Here is a 25,394-nt window from a genome sequence, read left to right as displayed (position 1 = left end):
GCGCATTAGACGACTTTTTTCGCCGTCTAATGGCCATTAAGTATTGAATTACTTGGTACTACCGATTACTGAGCTTTCTCAGCAATAAACTTTTCTACCACTGCTTCGATTTCTGCAGCTGTTGGTAAAGAAAGGGCTTCTTCAGCCATTGCTTTCACTTCTGCGAAGTTAGAGTTACGAACTACTTTCTTCACTTTAGGGATTGAAATGCCGCTCATTGAGAACTCGTCCAGACCCATACCTAGAAGTAGAAGCGTTGCACGCTCGTCACCTGCAAGTTCACCACACATACCAGTCCATTTACCTTCTGCGTGAGAAGCGTCAATAACTTGCTTGATCACGGTTAGTACTGCTGGTGATAGTGGGTTGTAAAGATGAGAGATCATCTCGTTACCACGGTCTACCGCTAGCGTGTACTGAGTTAGGTCGTTTGTACCGATAGAGAAGAAAGATACTTCTTTCGCTAAGTGGTGTGCGATCGCAGCAGCAGCAGGAGTTTCAACCATAACACCGATTTCGATGTTTTCGTCGAATGCGTGGCCTTCAGCGCGTAGCTCTTCTTTGTACTCTTCGATCGCTTTCTTAAGCTCACGGATTTCTTCGACAGAGATGATCATTGGGAACATGATACGCAGTTTACCGTGTGCAGACGCACGTAGGATGCCACGTAGCTGATCACGAAGGATTTCACGACGATCCAGGCTGATACGTACAGCGCGCCAGCCTAGGAATGGGTTCATCTCTTTTGGAAGATCCATGTATGGGAGATCTTTATCGCCGCCGATATCCATAGTACGGATGATCACAGCTTGACCGTTCATTGCTTCTGCAACTTCTTTGTACGCTTGGTACTGTTCTTCTTCAGTTGGTAGCGCAGTACGGTCCATAAATAGGAATTCAGTACGGTACAGACCAACACCTTCACCGCCGTTACGGAGGATACCGTCACAGTCTTTCACTGTACCGATGTTACCGCAAACTTCTACACGGTGACCGTCAGTCGTTTCTGCGTGTAGGTCTTTCAGTTTCGCTAGCTCTTCTTTTTCAGCTAGGAATGCCGCTTTAACCGCTTTCGCTTCTTCTAGTTCAGCTTCTGATGGGTTAACAACAATCTTGTTGTTCATCGCGTCAAGAATCAGCATATCGCCATTCTTAACTTTTTTCGTGATGTCGTTAGTACCAACGATAGCTGGAAGCTCAAGAGAGCGAGCCATGATTGAAGTGTGAGATGTACGACCGCCGATATCACAAGCAAAACCAAGTACGTAGTCTAGGTTAATTTGTGCCGTTTCAGATGGCGTTAGGTCGTAAGCAACTAGGATAACTTCTTCATTGATGTCGCTAAGCGAAACAATGTTGATACCCAGTGCGTTTTTCACAAAACGAGAACCGATATCGCGGATGTCAGTTGCACGTTCTTTTAGGTATTCGTCATCTAGTGACTCAAGAGCACATGCTTGCTCTTCGATAACTGAGTGGATAGCGTGATCCGCAGTCATCTTGTCGTTTTTGATAAGTGCTAGGATCTCTTCTTCTAGCTCTTCGTCTTCAAGAAGCATAATGTGACCTTCAAAGATCGCTTCTTTTTCTTCACCAAACGTTTCAAGCGCTTTTTGCTTGATAGTTTCTAGCTGAGCTGCAGATTTGTTACGAGCGTCGAAGAAACGCTGAACTTCAGCTTCTACTTGATCGTCAGAAATAGTGTTTGTGTTTAGGACAATTTCATCTTCTTGAAGTAGTAGTGCTTTACCGATTGCAATACCAGGAGATGCTAGGATGCCTGAAATCATAGCCTTACCTTAAGTTTGGTCAACTTTATAAAACGGGAGAATAATGGGTGCGCTAACGAATAGTTTTAGCTTAGTTTTGAGCCTATTTCCAACGAAGCCATTTTGCTTTCACAAAATGGCTTCTGGAGTAGGAGACCGGATTAGTGTAGTTGGTCCATTAGAGCAACTAGGTGGTCAACTGCTTGCTGAGCTTGTGGGCCTTCAGCAGAAATAGTTACTTGAGTACCTTTTACTAGGCCTAGTGTTTGTAGTTTGAATAGGCTCTTAGCGCTAGCGCTTTTACCGTTAGAAGTCACAGTGATGTCTGCGTCGAATGCTTTTGCTTCTTTAACAAACTGTGCAGCTGGACGAGTGTGAAGGCCGTTTTCTGCTGTGATTTCTACTTGCTTCTCGTACATGTGATATACCCCAATAAATGTATTTTTTTGTTAGTTTGTGACTAGATTTTAGCTTAACTGCTTTACATCTTGTGCGCTAGCACGGGAAGAGTTCAAAGCGCGTCAGTTCTGATACTAGTCAAAAGTTTGGTAACTACGCAACTGTTTGCGTGCGTAATCACTTTGAAACCTTTTTGTGTTCTGCTTCTTTATTTTGAAGCTAGAAATAAAACACCCTGATATTACCAAAGGTAGGGCAGGGATCAACAAAAAAGCCCCTAAATGGGGCTTTTTTAAACTAAAAATTGATTTGAACACATATTATTGTTGGTTCTCTTTTTCGGTAAAGATACCTGCAAAGAGTGCTGTACTTAGGTAACGCTCACCTGAACTTGGTAGAACGGTTACAATTGTTTTTCCTTCAAATTCAGGGAGTTCTGCAAGTCGGTTGGCTGCAACAACAGCCGCGCCAGATGAGATGCCAGCTAGGATACCCTCTTCTTCCATTAGGCGACGAGCCATCTCAATCGCTTCTTCTGAGGTGACTTGCTCAACACGGTCAATAATGTCTAAATCGAGGTTACCTGGGATAAAACCAGCGCCGATACCTTGGATTTTGTGCGGAGCAGGTTGGATTTCTTCGCCAGCAAGTGCTTGTGCAATAACTGGAGACTCTGCTGGCTCAACTGCGACAGAAGTGATGGCTTTACCTTTTTCACCTTTGATGTAACGGCTTGTACCTGTGATAGTACCGCCCGTACCAACACCAGCAACGAATACGTCGATTTCACCGTCTGTCGCTTCCCAAATCTCAGGGCCCGTAGTCTTCTCGTGGATTTCTGGGTTCGCTGGGTTGTCAAATTGTTGAAGAAGTAGGTACTTCTCAGGGTTGCTTGCTACGATTTCTTCTGCCTTAGCAATCGCCCCTTTCATGCCTTTCGCCGCTTCAGTCAGCTCAAGGTTAGCGCCCAGTGCTTTAAGTAGCTTACGGCGTTCTAGGCTCATTGATTCAGGCATGGTCAATGTTAGCTTGTAACCGCGAGCGGCCGCTACGAATGCTAGAGCAACACCTGTGTTACCACTGGTAGGTTCTACAAGCTCTACACCTGGCTTAAGAAGCCCCGCTTTCTCTGCTTCCCAAATCATGTTTGCACCGATACGGCACTTAACACTGAAGCTAGGGTTACGCGCTTCAATTTTCGCGAGAACTTTGCCTTTGCTTACTTTGTTTAGACGAACGAGAGGTGTATTACCGATAGTAAGAGAGTTATCTTCGTAGATTTTGCTCATAGTGATGTTCCTTCATTACACGTTGTGTGAATATGGATAGAAGAATATGCGGTATGAAAAAAAGGGAAAAGGATTAAAAAGTTATATCTTATTAGGTTGGCCCAGAACTTGATAAAAGAAAAGGGAAAAGCTGGCGCTGATCCCTTTCCTTAATCTCTAATCGACTATCGTTGGTGCTTAAACTCCGCGACCCACATAGCGGTTGCACCACATATTGCTACAGGCATGACAATGAGGTTCAAAATTGGGATCGTCGTAAACACAGACACCAATACCCCAAAGCCATAGGCCTTACCTTGCTTTTGTTTCAATTTGTAACGCATGTCGTTAAATGGGATTTTATGGTTATCAAACGGGTAGTCACAATATTGAATCGCGAGCATCCAGGCGGTAAAGATAAACCATAAAAATGGGCCTACTGTTTGTCCAAGGGCAGGGATGAGCAATAACAGGAATAGGCCTATTGCTTTAGGTAAAATGTAAAGGAGCTTTCTCCACTCACGAGCTAAAACGCGAGGAACATCTTTCAGGACGGCAGTGAAACCATCATCATTTACTTTTTGTCCCGTTAAGTACTCTTCCACTTTTTCAGCTAAGAGGCCATTGAATGGCGCGGCGATAAAGTTCGCGAGCGTGCTGAAAAAATAGGAGAAGGTAGCGAGTATCGTCAGAGCGAGTAAAGGCCAAAGAATGTAAGTTAACCAGGATAAAAACTCAGGCAGCTGCCCAATCCAGTCTTCGATCCATATATTAAGGTTTGAAAATAGATAGAAGATGGCACCACCCACAAGCAAGATATTTGCAAGTAGAGGTAAGATGACAAAGCGTCTGATTTTAGGGGCAAGTGCCAATTGTATCCCGTATAGAAAATAACCGAATCCGGTTCTCTGCTGATTGTTTTGCTTCATGTCTATTTTGGCTTCGTGTAAATGAAAACTCATTGTACCTGTGAGGGCTTTTCTTTCAATGCCCTGACAAATGACGTCTTGTTAAGTGGAATCGTGGCAAGAATCACAACAAAAAACGGAACTTCTTGCATTAAGTTGTTCTAAATCTACATATAGTTTTGGTAAAGTAAACGTATCATTCAGATTTATTGCACTTGGGTTGCTGCTCAAGGAACTGCGAGTAGTAAAACAAGTATATTGAGAGTAAATAATGCAGGAATTGCGATTCGTACTCATTGTTGTTGGCGCATTAGCCATCGCGGCATTGCTGTTTCATGGTTTGTGGAGCAGTAAAAAAGAAGGCAAAGCAAAGTTTGGTAACAAGCCGCTTGGTAAGCTGGATGTTGACCAAGGGGACAAAAATGATCTTGTCGAGAAAGAACGAGACTTCGCTCCCGCTCCTGAAGATGACTTTGAGATCATTCGTAAAGATCGCAAAGAACCAGATTTTGGGATGGCGAGTTCTTTCGACAACAAATTTGAATCTGACCCGCTATTCGGTGGCCCATCTGAAGTAACACAGACACAGCAGGAGCCAGATGACATCCCTTCATTTGTTGCAGAAAAAGATAAAGAAGAGGACGTTGAGCCTGTTGTTCAAGCACCAGTAGTTGAAGAGCCACTGCAGCCTGCTGTGGAAGAAGAAGCTATTCCCGCCGCGTTTGATATTGCTGAGAAAGAACAGCAAGTCGAAACGGTTAGTGAGCCTGTCGTTGCAGAGCCTAAGGAAGAGCCGAAGCCTGAACCTGAAATGCAAGTGATTGTATTGAATGTGCACTGCGCGGGTGAAGAGCCATTTGTTGGTACTGCTTTATTTGAGAGTATGCAACAAAACGGCTTAATTTATGGCGAGATGGATATTTTCCACCGTCATGTCGACTTGTCCGGTAACGGAAAAGTGCTGTTTAGCGTCGCTAATATGATGCACCCTGGTACGTTTGAGCATGCTGATCCTGCTGAGTTTACAACGAAGGGGATTTCATTCTTCATGACATTGCCTTGTTATGGCGAGGCTGAACAGAACTTCAACTTAATGCTCCGAACTGCGCAGCAAATTGCTGATGATTTAGGTGGCAACGTTCTTGATGACCAGCGTAACTTAATGACGCCAGACCGTTTAGCGTCTTATCGACGTCAAATAGTTGAGTTTAATGCCGCTAACGCATAATCTTAACGGCAAATAATAATAGGGCTCCGGATGGAGCCCTTTTTCTTGGATTTCCCAACCTCACCGATTGAAAATACACGGGGCTTTACTATGTCTGAATCAGTACTTCAGCGATTAGAAGAACTAAAAGAGTCGTTGCATTACCACGCTGTGCGTTACTACGTGGAAGATAACCCAGAGATCCCTGATGCCGAGTACGACCGCTTAATGCGAGAGCTCCTGGATATTGAAGCTGAGAACCCTGATTTAATTACCGTAGATTCACCAAGTCAACGTGTCGGTGGACAACCTCTCTCTGCGTTTAGCCAAGTGACACATGAAGTACCGATGCTTTCGCTTGATAATGCGTTTGATGACAGCGAACTTGATAGTTTCCATAAGCGAGCACAAGAGCGGGTGGGCAGTCAGAGTGTGAAAGAATACTGTTGTGAGCCGAAACTGGATGGACTCGCAGTTAGTTTACTGTATGAGAACGGTGTGTTAGTTCAGGCGGCAACACGAGGCGATGGCACTACTGGCGAGAACATCACAGAAAATGTACGTACGATTAAAGCCATTCCTTTAAAACTCAGGGGTAATGACTGGCCAAATCGTCTTGAAGTTCGTGGTGAAGTCTTTATGCCGAAAGCTGGGTTTGAAAAGCTCAATGAATTAGCAAGGAAGAAAGGCGAGAAAATCTTTGTTAATCCACGTAATGCTGCGGCAGGTAGCTTACGACAATTGGATTCACGCATTACGGCTTCTCGTCCGCTTAGCTTCTATGCATACAGTGTAGGCGTGGTGCAAGGCGCTGAATTGGCGGCAAGTCACTACGAACGCTTCTTGCAAATTAAATCTTGGGGATTACCAATGTGCCCGGAGACCAAGCGAGTTGAAAGTTTGGCGGATGTAAAAGCTTACTACCAAGATATCTTGCAGCGTCGTGATGCCCTTCCTTATGAGATCGATGGTGTCGTCATTAAAATTGACGATATTGCCGTGCAAGAGCGTCTTGGATTTGTTGCTCGCGCTCCACGTTGGGCGATTGCCTACAAATTCCCGGCTCAGGAAGAAATGACGACGTTGAATGAGGTGGAATTCCAAGTCGGTCGTACTGGTGCGATTACACCTGTTGCTAAACTAGAGCCTGTATTTGTTGGCGGGGTAACGGTAAGTAATGCGACGCTTCATAACGCAGATGAGATAGAACGTCTGCAAGTTAAGATCGGTGATCACGTTGTGATTCGTCGAGCGGGTGACGTTATTCCTCAAGTCGTTTCTGTCACCAAAGAGCGTCGACCAGAAACAGCGCGAGATATTATTTTTCCAACTCAGTGTCCGGTTTGTGGCTCGCATGTTGAGCGGATCGAAGGAGAGGCGGTAACACGTTGTACGGGTGGCTTAGTTTGCCAAGCCCAACGTAAACAAGCGCTAAAACACTTTGTGTCTCGTAAAGCGTTAGACGTTGACGGTCTAGGCGATAAAGTGATCGAGCAACTTGTTGACCGTGAGATGGTGAAAACTCCTGCTGACTTATTTAAGTTATCTGCGGGGATTTTAACGGTATTAGATCGCATGGGGCCAAAGTCTGCGCAGAACATTGTGAATGCGTTAGAAAAATCCAAAGAAACAACGTTACCTCGCTTTTTGTATTCGCTGGGGATTCGTGAAGTTGGCGAGGCAACCGCCGCAAACCTAGCAATGCACTTTAAAACGTTGGAAGCCATCCAAAATGCTAACGAAGAGCAGTTAATTGAAGTGCAAGACATCGGTGCTGTGGTTGCTCAACATATTACGACTTTCTTCAGTGAAGAGCAGAACCAAGCGGTGGTTAAAGATTTGCTTGAACAAGGGATCCACTGGCCAGAGATTAATACTACTGAGCAGGTAGGAGAGCTACCGTTAGAAGGTAAGACAGTTGTATTGACAGGAACACTTTCTCAATTAGGTCGCACAGAGGCTAAAGAAGCCCTTCAATCACTAGGTGCAAAAGTGACAGGTAGTGTTTCTAAGAAAACGGATATTTTGTTTGCTGGTGAAAATGCAGGCTCGAAGTTGGCAAAGGCACAAGAACTGGGTATCGAGATCAAAACAGAACAAGACTTACTCGAGTTGATGAATTAAGTCTTATCAAAAAAGCTAAAAAATAACTAAAAGCCCCACATGGTAAGCATGTGGGGCTTTTTCTTGCTCATAATTAAGTGCTTTTTGATTGAGATATTTGTGCTTTTTATCTTTTCAGTGATCAAGATCTCCCATTGAATTATTAAGGTTTTTTACTTCTTTAGTCTGCGAGTGACTTCAAGCTGGAATTCTAGGTTGTGATCTAAGTTATTGATATTTAATGTTTAACTGTCTTTTTGTGTTAGTGTTGTTAAAAGTAAGATCTGGATCAATAACTTATATGGAACTTTGGACTGGCTCATATTTTTTTAGAAAAAAAATAAGTTCCGTTTGGATGTTTTTAGCTGCGAAGTTAGTCTTAATCACGTGGATACACGGTGTGTATGCAGGAACTAAAAAAAGCCAAATTAGAAATAATGAGGTTTGATCAGGAATTTACTTCTCTCCTTCGGCGGCCAACTAAAGGTGAGATAGAAAAATACAGCTATATCCATTTTTAGGAGTTTTTCCATGGACAAATTTTTTAAGGTTTCAGCGTTAACCGCAGCAATGTTTGGTGTTGTTGCTGTTGCTCCAGCTACAGCGTCTACTGAAAGTGCAGCAGGTGGCGAGTACGTCGAGAAAGTGAACGAATTTATGCAAGACTCTAGTCTTAATGCATTATTTCTAGTTGATACTCGTTCTCGTACTCGTACAACAGGTAAGCCTGGCGGTGAAAACGGTGACCGTTGGAGTCGTCTAAACTACTCTTCTTACAACGCAATTTTAGACTTTACTTCTGGCTACCACGATGGTTGGGTTGGTGCAGATGTTGCGGCTTACTATTCTGGCGACCTTTACAACGATAGTCTTTACAATTCAAACGAAGGCTACCTATGTAACGAAATTTCAACTTGTAACAACCTAGACTGGGGTGCAGGTGATGGTCAACAGCTTAAAGTTTACAAAGCAGCACTGAAGTTCAAAGCAAACGAAAGCTTCAACGCGCGCTTTGGTATGCTACAAGCGGGTGGTAACGGTACTATTGGTAACGTTTGGAGTTTCGTACCTGGTACTTACCGTGGTTTCGAATTGAACGCTAAACTAGGTGATTTCAACCTAAGCTACTTTGGTGCAGACCAATTTACAGCACCTTGGCTACTTCACGAAGATGACTACGCGCCAGCGCTTTGGTCTGACACGTCATGGAGCTACCTACACTCTCTAGGCCTAAACGGTAACCTAACTGACAGCTTGTTTATGCAACTTGGTTTGGGTCAAGCTACTGGCGTTCAATATGCAAATGGTATCGACTGGGGTGCAGGTCAAGTAACTAGCTACCACAACGAAACTGACAACACTTCTTACAAGGCTTACTTGAAGTACACTGTGAGTGACCGTACAACTCTAGCATTTGATTTCTACGGTGTTGACGATGATGTGAAATACGATGGTCTAGGTTTCCACACTGGTCTATCTTTGAATCAATCTTTCGGCAAGCTAGCTTGGATGTCTGAGCTACGCTACACAGACACAGACAACCGTGCTGACTTCGTTCCACGTACAATTCATACTTACGGTATGAACAACGGTACTTGGTCTCAGTGGTGGGATGCACTGTCTGACTGGAACAAAGCGGGTGAGCTAGCGTGGTACAACCGTCTATCTTACAACCAAGGTAACGGCTGGAACTACTACCTAGGCTTTGGTTACGGTACTGGTGCTGATTCTGCAGCAAGCGGTGCATCAGGTGACTGGGATTACGAAAGTGAATACGCAGTTAACGCGACAGTATCTTACTCTCTACAGAGTGGTGCACTGAAAGGTTCTACGATCCGTCTACACGGTACAATCCTAGAGCGTGATGAGTACGCTGGTGCTGGTGATGCGGATGAAACAGACCTACGTCTACAAGTTCTTATCCCTTACAGCTTCCACTAATACTTAGTGAGATGATAAAAAGGAGCCGCTAGGCTCCTTTTTTTATTTTACTTCTCGACCATCATATATTTTGCAATATAACGGCGGTAGCATATGCACGTTACCGTTTGGTAACTCACACTTTATCTCTGGGGCTAGCGTACGACCACCTGAAGCACCATTAGCATGAGTAGTTAATGGAGCTAGGGCAAAACATGCTAACAATAGACCAGCTAAAAATTTCATAATCATCACCTTAATGTAGACATTGAATATCTACTTGCTTGGATAAATAATGACTTTACTGAAAAGTAAGGTATCAATAGTTTCTTAATATTGAACTAACTACTGACTTCTATATTAGTTCCATTCCCCGCCTCTAAATCGACACATTTCACTTGGAATATTAGTGACATCACCACTGGGCAATTTACATTCGACTATCGGTCCTAAATTAGTTGTACCACCATTTCCGTTGGTGTAGGCAAAGGAAGAAAAAGAAAAGATACCGCATAACATTAAAAAGAGAAGTTTCTTCATAGTACATCCTCTTACTTACCAAATAAAAAGCATTCAACTTAAATGCTTATGCGTTAAGTATGTATGGGGGGGCAAAAAGATCAAAAAATAATTCAATAAAGTTTTATTTTTTAAAATAAATTTAGAAAGATAATTTTTATCGATATATTTCTATCTTATTGATTATCGTATGATGAAGAATTAAATAATTGGAAGAAGAGGGTAGGATATTAATAATATTTCTGCTACTTATTTTTTGTTCGATTTTAATTAAATCAATGAAATGAAAGCGGTTGTTTAGATTAAAGTAATGGAGCATAGTTATGCCCCATTACTTTGGCATAAATTACTTAGAATCAGGCTCAATGATTAAAATAATACCATCGATATCTTTTATTTTAACGCGCGTTCCTGCTGGAAGTGCTTGATCCGACTGTGCCGACCACGTGGTATCGGCAACCTTGATACGATTGAGCCCAACAGAAAAGTCCTCTTCAATGGTAAGTGTGCGTCCGATTAACTGCTTATACTTTTGGTTCAGATCTCTTTCTTGGTCTTCTTTCTTGTCTTGAGACCATTGTCGTCGCCACCATAACCAAGTGGTGATTAAGCTGAAACTTGCAAAGCAAAGCCATTGTAATTGCCAGCTCATTGGAAAAACGGTCATTAGTGCCCCAACGATAAGTGCAGAAACTCCGAGCCAGAGAAAATATCCCGCAGTCCCAAGTAGCTCTACCGCTAGAAGTGCAAAACCGAAGGCTAGCCAATGCCAGAAAGAGATACCTTCCAGCAAACTGAAAAAGTCCATAAGTTATTCTTTATCTTGTTGTTTAAACATCTCTGCTATCCCTGCAACCGAGCCCATTAGTCCGGTCGCTTCTAATGGAAGCATAATGATTTTGCCGTTTTCGGCTTGACCAATGCTTTTGATCGCTTCGGTATAGCCTTGAGCAATGAAGTAATTGACGGCTTGCATATCGCCTTTGGCAATCGCTTCAGAAACCATATAAGTCGCTTTTGCTTCTGCTTGCGCGGCGCGTTCACGAGCTTCAGCATGGAGAATAGCAGACTGCTTTTCGCCCTCAGCTTTTAATATCTCCGATTGCTTATGACCTTCAGCCTTTAAAATTTCAGCTTGGCGTACCCCTTCTGCTTCAAGAATCTCCGCTCGTTTATTTCGCTCGGCTTTCATTTGAGCATTCATCGCCGCCGTTAGATCGGATGGTGGCTGGACATCTTTTATTTCAATTCGCGTGACTTTTACACCCCACGGGTTGGTGGCTTGGTCAACAATTGCCAGCAGCTTGGAGTTGATCATGTCACGCTGACTCAGCATTTCGTCCAACTCCATTGAGCCTAAAACGGTACGGATATTGGTGAGAGTTAAATTTCTGATGGCATGTTCCAAATCGTTGACTTCATAAGCCGCTTTGGCAGCATCGATGACTTGAACAAATCCGACGGCATCAATAACCACATTAGCGTTGTCTTTTGAAATAACTTCTTGCGCTGGAATATCAAGAACGCGCTCCATCATGTTGACTTTTTGCCCTATCTTATCAACAAATGGAATGATCAAGTTTAAGCCGGGTTTTAGCGTATGGGTGTAGCGTCCGAAGCGTTCGACTGTCCAGTTATTTCCTTGTGGCACCGTCTTAATGGCTGAAGATAAGATAACTACAGCAAGAACGACGAAAATACCGATGGTAATCAGTGAATCAATTGGCATGAGTTATTCCCTTAAGTGCATAATGTCCGATTCATTTTTACCTATTTATAGACAATAGACAATTGAAGTTCTGAGAACCTTAAGAGGTTATTGGTTTTTTATATAACAAAGGCCGGAATATCCGGCCTTTAGTTGAAGTTTCGCTTTTCAGCGAGTTAGTACAGAATCGAATACAGCTGACGGTGATATTTGCTTGCTAATGCGTTGCCTTGACCTAGCGCGCTGAGAATATCCATAAAAGTCTTCTTCACTTCACCGTCTTGGGCGCCCAAGTCTTTTTTAAGAATATTCCACAGCAGTTCCAACGCTTCTTCATCACGACCCACTTGGTTGTATTGTACCGCCAATTCACAAGCAAGTTCGAAGTTTGCCATGTCTGCTGCGTATGCTTGTTCTAGTCGCTGTAATTCAGGGCTATCTGCAGCCTGCAAATGCAGCTCTAGCTTGGCTATTAGACTCTTGTAGTAGTTATCTTGATACTCAAGAGGGATAGCGTTCAGTAGCTCTTGGGCGACATCAAATTGTTTGGTTTCTAATAAACAATCAGCCATCGCGAGTTTCACATCGCCACGCTCTTGCAGTTCTGGCGGCAAAGTGTGGATGATGCTTAAAGCCTGAGCATGTTCACCTTGCTGAAGAAGTTCACTGACTTGCTTTAATAGCTGTTCATCTGGGCTTGGCAAATGCTTTTGTAGCATGGTTGCAATGGCATCAATTGGCTGAGGGCCACCCAATCCATCGACGGCTTGACCATTTATAAACAGCGCGATAGTTGGCAATACTTGCACACCAAATTGAGACGCTAGAGCCGGCTGATCTTCACAATTTAATAAAGCAAGCGTAAATGCACCGTTGTACTGTTGAGCAAGAGATTGCAACTCAGGGAGTATCTGTGCGCTTTCTGGTTGAGCATTGGCCCAAAAGTGGATCAGAACGGGCGTGTTCATTGATCCTTCAAGCGTTTCGCGAAAGTTCTGTTCTGTTATCTCAACGATAAATGGGGATTGCATCAGAGTATCCTTGCTTTGTGTCTTGTCGTTGATAATAGATATGGAGTTGATTTAAGGGAAATTCAAGCGATGGTTGCTAATCATCATCAATAATGAATCATTCTATTTTGTGAAAGGATGCGGTAAGAGAATAGTGTTACTGCTGAATAGGTGTAAGGCAAAAAGAAAACGCTGCCGAAGCAGCGCAGTTCTAATGCTATTTGTTAGTGCGGTATCAAAATAGGATGAACATGGTCAACACTACACCCACACTAAGCCAGTTAAGCTGATTTAATGTCATTGTTGCCTCGCAGTAGTAAAAACATTGCTACAAAACGTAATGGGTGGCGATACCAAATCTAAGCAACTCAATCACTTTAGGCGAAAGAATCCCCGCTGAATTGCGTAGAAATTGATTCGTTTAGTTGAGGTTTTTTTAACCTACATGTTCATAATGACATCACATTGTTACGGTGAAATTACATTTCGACAAAACTTTTTTATGCAGCCTGTAGCAAAATTTTATCAAGTACACGGGTTGGTAATAACCTTTTCAAGATTGCGAATAATTTAGTCGGCGTAGTAATTCGATAGCGAATTTTAGGTGAAGCGCTAGTTAATGCATGAAGAACAGGTGCGACGCAGGACTCTGCAGGTAAGACAAATCGATTATTAGATTTGTCCTTGTTGAGTCGCTCTCTTTGTCCTTCATAGGCGAGGCGGTGAGGGCTGGATTCAATATCAATCCACTTCTCGAAGGCTTTTAATGCATTGTTTCTAAATTGAGTTTCGATAGGTCCAGGTTCTATCAATGCCACTTTGATATTCGTATCCGCAAGCTCTAGCCGTAGTGTGTCAGTCCAGCCTTCTAGGGCAAACTTTGACGCATTGTAGGCGCCGCGGTATTTCATTGCAGCAAAGCCAAGAACAGAACTGTTTTGTATTATGCGTCCTTCGCCTTGTATGCGCATGTGAGGAAGCACTTCTCTGACTAACTGGTGCCAACCAAAAAAGTTGGTCTGAAATTGAGCTTGAAGAGCCTCGGTGGGCAAGTCTTCCAATGCACCGGGCTGGCCATAGGCACCATTATTGAACACGGCATAAAGCTTACCCTCTGCTAGCTCTAATGCTTGCTTCACGCCCGAAGAAATACTTTCAGGGCTGTTTAGGTCTAGCTTGATGCAGGTTAGCCCTTCATTAATTAGACGTTGGACATCTTGCTCTTTCCTACAAGATGCAATGACATGAAATCCCTCGCTTTGCAGGGCGTGAGCGCACACGTAACCGATACCGGTTGAGCAACCCGTAATAAGAATCGACTTTTTCATAAATTAAGCCTCAAGCAACATTGAATGAGGTCATCATTCATCAGCTCCGGTCATGAAGCAAGTGCTTGAGTGCTGGCTCTATTCTGGAGTAGCTAAATTTGAAGCCAAGTTCGGTGAGCTTTTTGGGTTTGGCTCTCATGCTATCGAACAATAAACAGGAAGATTCACCCATTAGGAGCTCCATTGCCCATTTAGGCGTGAACAAGATATGTGGTCGTTTGAGCGTTTTTGCCAACGTGCCGCTAAAGATACGGTTAGTCACAGGGTGAGGTGCGCACATATTGAACGCACCGTGGGCATGTGGTGTTTCAAGCAAGTACATGATGGCGCGGACCATATCCAGAATGTGAATCCAAGGCATGTACTGGTTACCGTTCCCGAGCGGGCCGCCTACACCAAGTTTGTAAGGTAAGAGCATTTTCGCCAACGCACCGCCATTAAGCCCGAGTACTACGCCAGTTCGCAATAGACAAACACGTGTTTGTTCAGACTCTGCGCGTTTGGCTATTTGTTCCCATTTTGCACAAACCTCGTGAGGAAAGTCTTCACTGTTAACATGCAGGCACTCATCAAACGGGTGGTCTTGTTGATCGCCATAGTAACCAACGGCCGAGCCACTAATAAAAACTGCGGGAGGCTCTGTGCTGGCGTGGATCAGTTCAACGATTTGTTCGGTAATTTTCCAGCGACTTTTGCAGATTTTTTCTTTCTGCTCGCTGGTCCATCTTTTATCTGCGATAGGCTCACCCGCAAGATTAATTATGGCATCAATGTGATTGAGATCGGCGAATGACTCAAGCGAGTCAAGGTATTCGATATTACCCAAATCAGCGTGTTGGAGGCGTTGTTTTGCTTGCTCAGGAGAGCGTGTAAGTAGCATAACTTGGTGAGTGGATAGCAGCTTGAGCAACTCCGAACCAATAAACCCAGTGCCACCTGTGAGTAATATCTTCATGTTATCTCTTTGAATGTACACGTATTAGAACATTATAGTCGTTTTGTGCTGAGCTTGATCATCTCAACACTATTATTTCTAGGATAGTGGCAAGCCTGTAGCGAGGCTACTGACTTCACATATTGAAAAAATGTAACTAAATGTTATGCATGGCGCTAATTCGTTCACGGTAGGAGAACTAAATCTATGCCAGACTAGAAACATCGCTACCGGAACAAGCGTAATCAGTTTGCACCATCAAGGAGGATAGGTATGGAAGCATTTGTTGCTCTTTTTCGAGCGCTCCTTAATAGTGCTCGCGATCTGCTACCCATCGTTGTTGTTATCACTTTTTTTCAATTAGTTGTTTTGCAAGAGCCACTTCCTAATCTCATCTCCATTCTTTTTGGCTTATTGCTTGTGGTTTTAGGGTTAACGTTTTTTATTTTTGGTCTAGAGCTTGGTCTTTTTCCTATCGGAGAGAGTATGGCTCAAGCCTTTGCAAAAAAAGGCAGCGTATTCTGGTTGTTAGTTTTTGCGTTTTGTCTAGGCTTTGGCACCACGATCGCCGAGCCTGCATTAACGGCCGTAGCAGAAGAAGCATCAGAAGTTGCGGCAGAAGGAGGGATGATCACAAACTCAGAGCAATCCATGCAGGATTATGGACAAGGACTACGAGTAACGGTGGCTCTTTCTGTGGGGATCGCCATCGTTATTGGCGTTCTGCGCATCTTAAAAGGGTGGCCAATTCATTACATGATCATCGGCGGCTACGTCGGCGTTGTAGTCCTGACGTGGTTTGCACCGGAAGCCATTATTGGCGTTGCTTATGATTCTGGAGGTGTGACGACGTCGACTATCACCGTGCCTTTGGTCACTGCACTAGGGGTTGGTTTAGCATCGGCGATTAAAGGGCGCAACCCCATGGTGGATGGTTTTGGTTTGATCGCTTTTGCCTCGCTGCTACCGATGATGTTTGTGATGGTTTACGGAATGGTCGTAACATGATTTCAATTGAACATTTCCTAGACACTTTATTATCGACCGTTCGAGATGTCATTCCCATCGCCAGCATTATTTTTGGTTTTCAGTTAGCGGTGTTAAGGCGTCCAGTTAACAACCTTAAGAGGGTTTTACTTGGGTTTGTTTATGTGATTCTTGGGCTCGCTCTTTTTTTGCTCGGATTAGAAATGGCTCTGTTTCCGCTCGGAGAGACCATGGCCGTGCAACTGACAGCGCCGGAATTTTTACAAGAGTTTAAAGTCTCTGTGGGAAAAGCCTTAGTGTGGGTCGACTACTATTGGGTGTATACCTTCGCCTTTTTTATCGGTTTTAGTACCACGATTGCTGAGCCTTCTCTAATCGCTGTAGCGATAAAAGCAAACCAAGTTTCTGGTGGCAGCATCAGTATTAACGGCTTACGCGTGGCCGTTGCATTTGGGGTAGCCATTGGCATCGCGCTAGGGAGCTATCGGATTGTTGTCGGTGACCCTATTCACTATTACATCATTGCGGGTTACATCGTGGTTGTGATTCAAACGTTTTATGCGCCAAAGCTTATTGTTCCACTCGCCTACGATTCTGGAGGCGTCACGACTTCTACTGTCACTGTTCCGCTTGTAACCGCATTAGGGCTGGGGCTTGCTTCTACCGTCCCAGGAAGAAACCCAATGATTGATGGCTTTGGCTTGATCGCTTTTGCCAGTCTGTTTCCTATGATCTCTGTGATGGGCTATGCGCAAATAACCCAATGGCTGAATAAAGATGTCTCGGAGGACGAAGAAAATGCGCTTTAAATTGATACTTGCGTTTGTTGAAGACAGCAAAACAGACAAGGTACTGGACGCTGCACGCGATGCTGGTGCGACCGGTGCTACAGTGATTAACAATGCTCGCGGGCAAGGTTTAAATCAAAAGCGAACGTTTTTTGGCTTAACGCTGGAAGTACAAAAAGATGTGCTGCTGTTTGTCGTTGAGGAGCACCTTTCTCGACACATATTAGAAACCATCAATGAAGTTGGTGAGTTCGACCGAGAGTCGGGGCAGGGCATTGCTATTCAGATCGATATTGAGGATGCAGTCGGTGTCGCGCATCAAGTAGAGACGTTGACCAAAGTGGTCGAGGATGAGTTATGAGCAGTCAAACGATAATTAGAGTTCGAGATGTAATGGCGGCTACTTATGTCATGGTTGATGGGCTAATGACAGTTTATGAAGGCATAACGTTGGCTAAAAAATACCAAGTCAAAGCGCTGGTGGTGAAAAAGCGAGATGACAACGATGAATATGGCATCGTCTTGATGAATGATATCGCCAAAAAGGTGTTGGCGAATAATCGCTCTCCACAGCGCACGAATATTTATGAGATCATGACCAAGCCCGCTTTGTGTGTCGACCCTGATATGAATGTGAAATATTGTGCGCGCCTATTTGAACGATTTGGCATTAGCCGAGCTCCGGTCATTGAAGATGGGGAGGTCATTGGCATGGTGAGTTATAACAATATTGTCATCAATGGCATGGTGCGAGAAGAAGTGTAATAGTTTGATATAAATGAAAAATCAACGCATTTTTTCTCAAGTCAGCGACTGTTACAAAGAACTAAAATATTTAATATATGTTAGGTTGCATATGTGTTAATTCACCATTATTCTTTGCGCCCTAAGTCTATTGTCGAGGAATTTGTATCATGCCTTTAGTCTCTTGCCCTGTGTGTGAGAAACAAATCTCAAAGCGCGCTCACGCATGTCCAGGATGCGGAGAGCCAGACCCGCTGCACCACCTAGCTAAGTCAAAATTTATGTCGATGGTGTTTTGGATACTGGTGTTGGTTGGAACTGCGTATGCCGCATGGTTCTATATTTTGCCTAAGGTCATTGAATCATTGCGTTATCAGTAGTCGTTGGTTGAGCTGTCATAAAAATGCCGTAGAATGACCTCGTACTTTGTGAGGAGACGATGTCGTGAAACTATTTTTTGCCTCAGATCTGCATGGCTCTTTGCCAGCAACTAAAGAAACTATTGAGCTATTTTTAGCCTCTGGTGCGGAGCACCTGATTTTGTTGGGGGATACGCTAAACCACGGGCCAAGAAACCCGATTCCAGAAGGTTACAACCCACCGCAGGTGGCGGAGCTATTGAACCAATACAGTGACCAAATTATTTCTGTGCGTGGTAACTGCGATAGTGAAGTAGACCAAATGCTATTGAAGTTTCCAATGATGATGGATTACTCGTGGGTGCTACTTGAATCTGGCAAGAGAATCTTTTTGACTCATGGTCACTTGTACAACTCTGAAAAACGGCCGCCACTGCGTGAAGGTGATATCATCGCCCACGGTCATACGCATGTTCCTGTCGCAGAGATGCAAGATGGGGCCATTATTTTTAACCCAGGCTCGATGACATTTCCACGTAATGGTTTACCAAGAAGCTTTGGTACTTTAGAAGACAATACGCTAACGGTAAAAACGCCAGAAGGCGAAGTATTAGCACAAACCATGATTTAACGGTTTTACTAAGTAAAAAAATAGGGAGCGAATTGCTCCCTATTTTGTGTCTGAATGTCCTAAATCGCGTTCTGGGTCGATAATGTCTCTTACGCGCTGTTTTAGCACCTTTGCTTCAGGAAAGCCGCTGTCTTTTTTTCGTTCCCAAATTTGCTGGCCATTGCAGAAAATTTCGAAGCGACCACCCGTATCTGGGTGTAAGCTGATCGTTTCTATTTCTTCGCTAAAAGTATGCAGTAGTTCTTGCGATAGCCAAGTTGAACGCAACATCCAGTTGCATTGGCGGCAGTAATAAATATCAATGATTGCTTTATCCATGAAACTTTCCTTTTAATCGGTTTAAACTAGCAACTTGATACCCACGGCAAACGTGAGAATTTCGAATGCAATTTTAATCACTCGGTTGCTGTATCGAGTCGCGGCCCATGCGCCTAAACTGCCGCCTAGAAATGAGCTTAACAATAAAACAGGCAACCAAGCCCAATGTATCGGAGCGCCAGCTTGGACGACGGCAATGCCTCCAATGCCATTCCAAAACAACCCGACACAAATCATGGTGTAAGCAACGGCTTGTTTATAGTTATACCCAAACCAGCGAACTAAAAATAATGTCACGAGCAGACCAGAACCTGCGGTCAGCGACCCGTTGATGATACCGATGAGCATTAGTCCGACACCGCCGATGACCCAACCGATTGGGTGACGGTTACGTATTATTTCTGATTGGCCTAACGATTTCTTAAATCGTGAATAGATGCCGAGCGCGAGAATCATGCTCCCTAGCATTTTTTCCGCCATACCATCAGGTATTTGGACAATTAAGTTCGCCCCTAAGACTACGCCAATGCTGCCAGAGACTATAAGGTAGAGCGCGACCTTCCATTTAATTGTGCCTGCTTTTAAGTGTGTGCTTGCTGCCCCTAAGCCTAAAGCGACGGAAGCCACTTTATGTGTCCCCAGCGCAACCGAGAATGGCAAGCCGAGAAAGATGAGCAAAGGGAATTGAAGTAAGCCTGCACCGCCGCCAGAAAGCGAAGCCAGAGTATTGGCGATAAGTGAGCCGAAAAAGAGGGTGAGGGTATCTAGCCAATCCATAAGCAAAATAAAGGGGGCGTCTTGCCCCCTTATCATCAAATCAAAGTTAGTTTTTAAACAGCACCGAAGAACCGTGGTTCAAGCTAGTGAGCAATAGCGTTTTTTCGTTCACGACATCAATACGGCGACTTTGCTCGGCATCAAGCTTAAAGATTTGAGTGATCAAACGTAGCTGTGCTTCGGAGAAGTCTTTTGATTGAGAAGATGAAATATCTTTAAACTCAGAAGGCGAAACCAACAAATAGTTGTCACTGACTTCCCAGCGCCCTTTTTCCGAGATATTAATCGTGGATTCTGCCGTTGAACCTTGAGCGAATAGTTTGATATTTGCTACGCGAATATAGTCTCCATTAGGGAGATATTTCACATTTGATTCAACATTAACACGACGCAGTGGGCCGACAGGATCGTCAGGCAAGCTGTCTGTAATGACCGTCACCATGGTTGACTGCCACTCATTGGCAGTGAGGACCTGTTCCACTTTTAGGTCGCTACCCCAATATAACCAACCACTGAAAAGAACGGATACGGCCAAAACCGCAGATGCTAATTTTATCTTCATTCTGGCCTCCTTATTTACAGATATCGGTTGGGTCATTTTGACCAGCGAAAATACGCAATGTCACGTTCTCATATGAATGTTGACTGTCATGAATGTAGTTCAGAATCAGCTGATTGTTCTGGCCACCTGTAGCAATCACTTCTACCGGCATTGAATCTTCTGCATGGTATTTTACGTAGCGTTCAATGCACTGCTCAATGGACGGCAACCAACTATTGATTTGCGGGTGGTTCACTGGCGTCATCACAGGTACATTTTGATACTCACCAATCTGACGGAATTGGGATTCTGCAGGATTGGTGAATAGCAATACACAAATAGGAAGCAGCAGAGACAAAAGAACGATCATACGCGGCAGCCAGTTATTAGTGTTAGCTGCTGGTTTTGGCTGTGCCTTAGGTGGTTCTACTTGAGGCTCTACTTCAGTCGTGGTGTCTGTCGCCGCTTCTACTGACGGCGCGTCACTTGCTTCTATTTCCGCTGCGTGCACTTCATTTTCAGAAGTGGTTTCTTCAACGTCAGTATTAGAGTCAGCAGATAATGGGCTTAAGCGTTCCACTGAACAAATGAGTTGATAACCGCGTTTAGGAACCGTTTTAACAAACTCTGGAGATTTTGTTGAGTCCTTCAACATCTTACGCAGAGTAGAGATCGCTTGAGTCAGGCTTGAGTCATCCACCTCAAAACCTTGCTCACGCCAAACAAACTCGTGAAGCTCGTTACGGGTTAAAACTTCGTTTGGTCTCTCTGCCAACATCAGAAGTATACGGCTTTCGTTGCTTCCTAATCGTACAACGTCGTTGCCGTTTTGTTGGTCAGCGAGCGAATTACTATTTGGATCAAAGGTGAACCTTTGAGCAAGTAGAAATTTGGTGCCGATGTTAGTCATTTAGTTCTTCTTAGATGGATGATGTTGTAATTATAGTGATTTATGTCACAAAATTACCGAAGCGCATGGAGTGCGCACGACATTTTAGATGCTTTTAGGCTGGTAGGATAATTAAATTTTTCTAAAAAAACACCGTTTTTAGCAATATTGACCTTGAATTTACATTTGTCAGCCACATGTTAAATGACATCTCAGTAAGGTAATTTCAAGGGGAAAGTCACAAACTTATCTCCATGAAAAAGCCAATTAGTTTAGATGTTATGGAGCACACATGAGCGAAACCGTATCTCAAAACAAAGAAACTCGTGGTTTTCAATCAGAAGTAAAACAACTACTGCATTTAATGATCCATTCTCTTTATTCAAATAAAGAGATCTTTTTGCGCGAGCTGATTTCTAACGCATCAGATGCATCGGACAAGCTGCGCTTCCAAGCGCTATCTAACCCAGACTTATATGAAGGTAATGCAGACCTTTGCGTGAAACTGTCGTTTGATGAAAGCGCAAATACCTTAACCATTTCTGATAACGGTATCGGTATGAGCCGCGATGATGTGATCGAGCACTTAGGTACGATCGCAAAATCTGGGACCGCGGAGTTTTTCTCAAAGCTGTCTGAAGAGCAGAGCAAAGACTCTCAGCTTATTGGTCAGTTTGGTGTTGGTTTCTACTCTGCGTTTATCGTTGCTGATGCCGTCACCGTACGCACTCGTGCTGCGGGCCTAGCCGCTGATGAAGCAGTACAATGGCACTCAGCCGGTGAAGGTGAGTATACCATCGAAAACATCACTAAAGAATCGCGTGGTACTGATATCATTCTTCATATGCGTGAAGAAGGTAAAGAGTTCCTAAATGAATGGCGTCTACGTGATGTGATCAGTAAGTACTCGGATCACATTGGCATCCCAGTTTCAATCCAAACTGTTGTTCGCGATGACGAAGGCAAAGAAACGGATGAGAAGAAGTGGGAGCAAATCAACAAAGCTCAAGCACTGTGGACGCGTAATAAATCGGATATCTCAGATGAAGAGTATCAAGAGTTCTACAAGCACGTATCACATGACTTTGCTGATCCATTGGTTTGGAGCCATAACCGTGTAGAAGGTAAAAACGATTACACGAGCTTGCTTTACATCCCATCTAAAGCGCCATGGGATATGATGAACCGCGACCACAAATCAGGCTTGAAACTGTACGTACAACGCGTGTTCATTATGGACGATGCAGAGCAGTTCATGCCGTCTTACCTACGTTTTGTACGAGGTTTAATAGACTCCAATGATCTGCCACTCAACGTATCGCGTGAGATCTTACAAGATAACAAAGTGACTCAGTCTCTACGTAATGCTTGTACTAAGCGTGTGCTAACGATGTTAGAGCGCATGGCTAAGAATGATGAAGAGAAATACCAATCATTCTGGAAAGAGTTTGGCCTTGTGATGAAAGAGGGTCCGGCAGAAGACTTTGCAAACAAAGAGAAAGTTGCAGGCCTATTGCGCTTTGCTTCAACTGAAGTGGATTCTGCGGAGCAAACCGTGGGTCTAGCTGCTTACGTTGAGCGCATGAAAGAAGGTCAAGATAAGATCTACTACTTGACGGCAGACAGCTATGCAGCTGCGAAAAACAGCCCTCACTTAGAGCAGTTCAAAGCGAAAGGCATTGAAGTTATCTTGATGTACGACCGCATTGATGAGTGGCTGATGAACTACTTAACTGAGTTTGACGGCAAGCAGTTCCAGTCAATCACAAAAGCTGGGCTCGATCTAAGTCAGTTTGAAGATGAAGCAGAAAAAGAGAAGCAGAAAGAAACTGAAGAAGAATTTAAGTCGGTTGTAGAACGCACGAAGTCTTACCTAGGCGATCGTGTGAAAGAAGTTCGTACGACCTTTAAACTCGCGTCTACACCTGCTGTTGTGGTAACGGACGATTACGAAATGGGCACTCAAATGGCGAAGCTTCTTGCTGCGGCGGGTCAGGCAGTGCCAGAAGTGAAGTACATCTTTGAGCTAAACCCTGAGCACGAGCTGGTTAAGCGCATGGCTGACGAAGCGGATGAAGAGGCATTTGGTCGTTGGGTAGAAGTCCTGCTTGGTCAAGCAATGCTTGCAGAGCGAGGCTCAATTGAGGACCCAACGGAGTTCTTAGGAGCTGTTAATAAACTTTTGACTAAGGTGTAATAACCTCAGTACGTCAAAAAGCTCGCATTTCGCGAGCTTTTTGTTTGTTGTCGCAAAATTTTGCATCTCAGGTGTTGAGTTAATAATCAATAGGGCGTGAAAGAGGGTATCGTTAACATTCTTTAGTCTTAATACACTCTTTGCGCGGCGAACCTGTGATAGAATCTGCGACTTGAATGTGAGTAATAAGGCGTGTATTTTTGCTCGCCTATATACGTTATACCGAAACTTATCGTTGCGAGTGCTTCTCGGGTTTGATGTCTAAGAAGCCCAGCTATTGTGAGCTTCGGTATAAATCTTAAATATTAAAGAGGATAAATCATGCGCATCATTCTTCTAGGTGCTCCAGGTGCAGGTAAAGGCACACAAGCAAACTTCATCATGGAAAAATACGGTATTCCACAAATCTCTACTGGTGATATGCTTCGTGCTGCTATCAAAGCAGGTACAGAGCTTGGTAAACAAGCTAAAGCTGTTATCGACGCTGGTCAGCTAGTTTCTGATGAAATCATCCTTGGACTTATCAAAGAGCGTATCGCTCAAGAAGACTGTGCGAACGGTTTCCTACTGGATGGTTTCCCACGTACTATTCCTCAAGCTGACGGCCTAAAAGAAATGGGCGTTGATGTAGACTACGTTATCGAATTTGACGTTGCAGATGATGTGATTGTTGAGCGTATGGCAGGTCGTCGTGCTCACCTTCCTTCTGGTCGTACTTACCACGTTGTTTACAACCCACCTAAAGTGGAAGGTAAAGATGACGTAACTGGTGAAGATCTTGTTGTTCGTGATGACGACAAAGAAGAAACAGTACGTGCACGTCTAGGTGTTTACCACGAGCAAACTGCACCACTAATCAACTACTACGGTAAAGAAGCTGAAGCAGGCAACACTAAGTACCTTAAGTTTGATGGTACTAAGCAAGTAGCTGAAGTTAGTGCAGATATCGAGAAAGCACTCTCTTAATTTGCTGAAGTCAAAAATTTAATATTTTGATATATTGAAAGCGACCCAAGTGGTCGCTTTTTTTAGTTTACTCGTAAACATATATCTAAATGACTTCAAGTGGCAGCGATGTGAGGCTATTTAAGTATATGAACTAAGCCGTTTACCATGAATAGGATGTTATGAAAGAGAATAATAAACAGGGTGTACTCCTAGTGAACCTGGGTACTCCTGACGCACCAACCGCTCCTGCCGTAAAGCGCTTTTTAAGTCAGTTTCTTCATGATCACCGAGTGGTAGACATGACTCGATGGCTTTGGTGTCCGCTATTGCACGGCGTTATCCTTCCAATCCGAGCTCCCAAGGTTGCTAAACTCTATCAATCAGTTTGGATGGAAGAGGGCTCGCCACTGATGGTGTACTCTAAGCGTCAAACAGAAAAGTTGGCTCAAAAGCTTGATATGCCAGTCGAACTTGGCATGACTTATGGAAATCCAAGTTTGCAATCAGGTTTTGAAGCGCTGTTGGCCCAAGGGGTAGAGGAAGTCATCGTTTTACCTTTGTATCCGCAATACTCGGGCACAACAACGGCAGCGGTTTCTGACGGAATCACTAAAGCGTTTAAAAACCTGCCCGTGATGCCGGGCTTTAGCTTTATTCGGGATTACTACAATCACCCGAAATACATTGAAGCGTTAGCGCATTCAGTTCGTGAACATTGGCAAGAGTATGGTAAGGGAGACTACTTGCTATGTTCTTATCACGGTATTCCAAAACGTTACGCTGATAATGGGGATGTTTACCCTCAGCACTGTGAAGAGACGACTCGCTTACTCGCTGAAGCGTTAGGGTTAAACGAGCAACAGATAGGTATGACGTATCAGTCTCGATTTGGCCGAGAAGAGTGGTTACAGCCCTACACCGATAAAACCCTAGAGGCACTTCCTGAAAAAGGGGTAAAAAATATCAATGTAGTGACACCAGCATTCTCTTCGGATTGTTTAGAAACGTTGGAAGAGATCTCGGAAGAGTGTAAAGAGATTTTCCTTGAAGCAGGTGGTGAAAGCTTTACCTACATTCCTTGTTTGAACGATAGTGAGCTTCATATAGAAATGATGGCTGAGTTAGTTCACTCTAAGCTTTAG

At 43.9% G+C, this 25,394-nt stretch carries 27 protein-coding genes; 12 read left to right on the top strand and 15 right to left on the bottom strand.

Annotated features, from left to right (window positions below):
• Nucleotides 1-65: 65 nt before the first annotated feature.
• The 4 genes from ptsI to cysZ form a co-directional block, all read right to left on the bottom strand.
• A complete protein-coding gene (gene ptsI, locus OO778_RS12545) occupies nt 66-1,790 on the bottom strand; it encodes a phosphoenolpyruvate-protein phosphotransferase PtsI (RefSeq protein WP_005393100.1) in 1,725 nt (574 codons plus the stop codon).
• Between the two features lie 140 nt (nt 1,791-1,930).
• Nucleotides 1,931-2,188, bottom strand: a complete 258-nt coding sequence (locus OO778_RS12540) for an HPr family phosphocarrier protein (protein WP_005382043.1) — start codon at nt 2,186-2,188, stop codon at nt 1,931-1,933.
• Between the two features lie 300 nt (nt 2,189-2,488).
• Nucleotides 2,489-3,457 carry a cysteine synthase A gene (gene cysK / locus OO778_RS12535; RefSeq protein WP_005382045.1) on the bottom strand — a complete coding sequence of 323 codons (969 nt, stop codon included), beginning with the start codon at nt 3,455-3,457 and terminating at the stop codon, nt 2,489-2,491.
• Nucleotides 3,458-3,621: 164 nt separating this feature from the next.
• On the bottom strand, nt 3,622-4,365 hold the full coding sequence (gene cysZ / locus OO778_RS12530) for a sulfate transporter CysZ (RefSeq protein ID WP_031780324.1): 744 nt from the start codon (nt 4,363-4,365) through the stop codon (nt 3,622-3,624).
• A 250-nt stretch (nt 4,366-4,615) separates the two neighbouring features.
• On the opposite strand from cysZ, the gene zipA reads away from it, so the two are divergent.
• The 3 genes from zipA (at nt 4,616) to OO778_RS12515 (ending at nt 9,595) form a co-directional block, all read left to right on the top strand.
• Nucleotides 4,616-5,572, top strand: a complete 957-nt coding sequence (gene zipA, locus OO778_RS12525; protein WP_258656666.1) for a cell division protein ZipA — start codon at nt 4,616-4,618, stop codon at nt 5,570-5,572.
• A gap of 90 nt (nt 5,573-5,662) precedes the next feature.
• Nucleotides 5,663-7,675 carry an NAD-dependent DNA ligase LigA gene (gene ligA, locus OO778_RS12520; RefSeq protein WP_264909932.1) on the top strand — a complete coding sequence of 671 codons (2,013 nt, stop codon included), beginning with the start codon at nt 5,663-5,665 and terminating at the stop codon, nt 7,673-7,675.
• A 510-nt stretch (nt 7,676-8,185) separates the two neighbouring features.
• A complete protein-coding gene (locus OO778_RS12515; RefSeq protein WP_006742721.1) occupies nt 8,186-9,595 on the top strand; it encodes a hypothetical protein in 1,410 nt (469 codons plus the stop codon).
• A gap of 42 nt (nt 9,596-9,637) precedes the next feature.
• On the opposite strand, the gene OO778_RS12510 is transcribed toward OO778_RS12515, so the two are convergent.
• The 7 genes from OO778_RS12510 to OO778_RS12480 form a co-directional block, all read right to left on the bottom strand.
• The gene (locus OO778_RS12510) at nt 9,638-9,820 is read right to left on the bottom strand and encodes a hypothetical protein (RefSeq protein ID WP_109168626.1); all 183 of its coding nucleotides are present in this window, start codon (nt 9,818-9,820) and stop codon (nt 9,638-9,640) included.
• Nucleotides 9,821-9,934: 114 nt separating this feature from the next.
• A complete protein-coding gene (locus OO778_RS12505) occupies nt 9,935-10,114 on the bottom strand; it encodes a hypothetical protein (protein ID WP_074191004.1) in 180 nt (59 codons plus the stop codon).
• 325 nt (nt 10,115-10,439) lie between these two features.
• Nucleotides 10,440-10,901, bottom strand: coding sequence for an NfeD family protein (locus OO778_RS12500; protein ID WP_264909931.1), 462 nt, complete (start codon nt 10,899-10,901; stop codon nt 10,440-10,442).
• 3 nt (nt 10,902-10,904) lie between these two features.
• Entirely contained in the window at nt 10,905-11,822 is a 918-nt protein-coding gene (locus tag OO778_RS12495; protein WP_005393087.1) for an SPFH domain-containing protein, read from the bottom strand.
• 155 nt (nt 11,823-11,977) lie between these two features.
• Complete coding sequence (locus OO778_RS12490; RefSeq protein ID WP_264909930.1) at nt 11,978-12,832, bottom strand: co-chaperone YbbN; 855 nt, start codon at nt 12,830-12,832, stop codon at nt 11,978-11,980.
• Nucleotides 12,833-13,311: 479 nt separating this feature from the next.
• Nucleotides 13,312-14,139: an SDR family oxidoreductase gene (locus OO778_RS12485; protein WP_264909929.1), complete on the bottom strand. Its 828-nt coding sequence runs from the start codon at nt 14,137-14,139 to the stop codon at nt 13,312-13,314.
• 40 nt (nt 14,140-14,179) lie between these two features.
• Nucleotides 14,180-15,094, bottom strand: a complete 915-nt coding sequence (locus OO778_RS12480) for a TIGR01777 family oxidoreductase (protein WP_005393083.1) — start codon at nt 15,092-15,094, stop codon at nt 14,180-14,182.
• Nucleotides 15,095-15,346: 252 nt separating this feature from the next.
• On the opposite strand from OO778_RS12480, the gene OO778_RS12475 reads away from it, so the two are divergent.
• The 6 genes from OO778_RS12475 to yfcE all read left to right on the top strand — a co-directional run bounded on the left by OO778_RS12475 (nt 15,347) and on the right by yfcE (nt 18,582).
• Nucleotides 15,347-16,081: a DUF1538 domain-containing protein gene (locus tag OO778_RS12475; RefSeq protein WP_046874270.1), complete on the top strand. Its 735-nt coding sequence runs from the start codon at nt 15,347-15,349 to the stop codon at nt 16,079-16,081.
• Nucleotides 16,078-16,869, top strand: coding sequence for a DUF1538 domain-containing protein (locus tag OO778_RS12470; RefSeq protein WP_005393079.1), 792 nt, complete (start codon nt 16,078-16,080; stop codon nt 16,867-16,869). Before OO778_RS12475 ends, OO778_RS12470 begins: the two co-directional genes overlap by 4 nt.
• Complete coding sequence (locus OO778_RS12465; RefSeq protein ID WP_005382084.1) at nt 16,859-17,209, top strand: P-II family nitrogen regulator; 351 nt, start codon at nt 16,859-16,861, stop codon at nt 17,207-17,209. Before OO778_RS12470 ends, OO778_RS12465 begins: the two co-directional genes overlap by 11 nt.
• Nucleotides 17,206-17,613 carry a CBS domain-containing protein gene (locus tag OO778_RS12460; RefSeq protein ID WP_005393075.1) on the top strand — a complete coding sequence of 136 codons (408 nt, stop codon included), beginning with the start codon at nt 17,206-17,208 and terminating at the stop codon, nt 17,611-17,613. The genes OO778_RS12465 and OO778_RS12460 overlap by 4 nt, the downstream gene beginning before the upstream one ends.
• A gap of 149 nt (nt 17,614-17,762) precedes the next feature.
• Entirely contained in the window at nt 17,763-17,972 is a 210-nt protein-coding gene (locus OO778_RS12455) for a hypothetical protein (RefSeq protein ID WP_264909928.1), read from the top strand.
• A 64-nt stretch (nt 17,973-18,036) separates the two neighbouring features.
• Nucleotides 18,037-18,582 (top strand): phosphodiesterase, encoded by a 546-nt coding sequence (gene yfcE / locus OO778_RS12450; protein ID WP_005393071.1) that lies wholly within the window; start codon nt 18,037-18,039, stop codon nt 18,580-18,582.
• A gap of 39 nt (nt 18,583-18,621) precedes the next feature.
• Here yfcE and OO778_RS12445 read toward each other — a convergent pair whose 3' ends face one another.
• From OO778_RS12445 to OO778_RS12430, 4 genes are read right to left on the bottom strand one after another with little or no spacing between them, the layout of a single operon-like run.
• Nucleotides 18,622-18,900 carry a SelT/SelW/SelH family protein gene (locus OO778_RS12445; protein WP_005382088.1) on the bottom strand — a complete coding sequence of 93 codons (279 nt, stop codon included), beginning with the start codon at nt 18,898-18,900 and terminating at the stop codon, nt 18,622-18,624.
• A 21-nt stretch (nt 18,901-18,921) separates the two neighbouring features.
• Complete coding sequence (locus OO778_RS12440; protein WP_053807090.1) at nt 18,922-19,677, bottom strand: sulfite exporter TauE/SafE family protein; 756 nt, start codon at nt 19,675-19,677, stop codon at nt 18,922-18,924.
• Between the two features lie 46 nt (nt 19,678-19,723).
• The gene (gene toxS / locus OO778_RS12435) at nt 19,724-20,239 is read right to left on the bottom strand and encodes a transmembrane regulator ToxS (protein ID WP_005393067.1); all 516 of its coding nucleotides are present in this window, start codon (nt 20,237-20,239) and stop codon (nt 19,724-19,726) included.
• Between the two features lie 10 nt (nt 20,240-20,249).
• Entirely contained in the window at nt 20,250-21,128 is an 879-nt protein-coding gene (locus tag OO778_RS12430; RefSeq protein WP_074191009.1) for a transcriptional regulator, read from the bottom strand.
• 271 nt (nt 21,129-21,399) lie between these two features.
• On the opposite strand from OO778_RS12430, the gene htpG reads away from it, so the two are divergent.
• From htpG to hemH, 3 genes are all read left to right on the top strand, one after another.
• Nucleotides 21,400-23,304 carry a molecular chaperone HtpG gene (htpG, locus tag OO778_RS12425; RefSeq protein WP_005393063.1) on the top strand — a complete coding sequence of 635 codons (1,905 nt, stop codon included), beginning with the start codon at nt 21,400-21,402 and terminating at the stop codon, nt 23,302-23,304.
• Nucleotides 23,305-23,625: 321 nt separating this feature from the next.
• Nucleotides 23,626-24,270: an adenylate kinase gene (gene adk, locus OO778_RS12420; protein ID WP_005393061.1), complete on the top strand. Its 645-nt coding sequence runs from the start codon at nt 23,626-23,628 to the stop codon at nt 24,268-24,270.
• Nucleotides 24,271-24,431: 161 nt separating this feature from the next.
• Nucleotides 24,432-25,394 carry a ferrochelatase gene (gene hemH, locus OO778_RS12415; RefSeq protein WP_258615314.1) on the top strand — a complete coding sequence of 321 codons (963 nt, stop codon included), beginning with the start codon at nt 24,432-24,434 and terminating at the stop codon, nt 25,392-25,394.

It is taken from the genome of Vibrio sp. STUT-A16 (assembly GCF_026000495.1).
In the GTDB taxonomy this organism is placed as follows: Bacteria; Pseudomonadota; Gammaproteobacteria; order Enterobacterales; family Vibrionaceae; genus Vibrio; species Vibrio diabolicus.
This window is presented reverse-complemented; position numbering and strand designations above follow the sequence as displayed.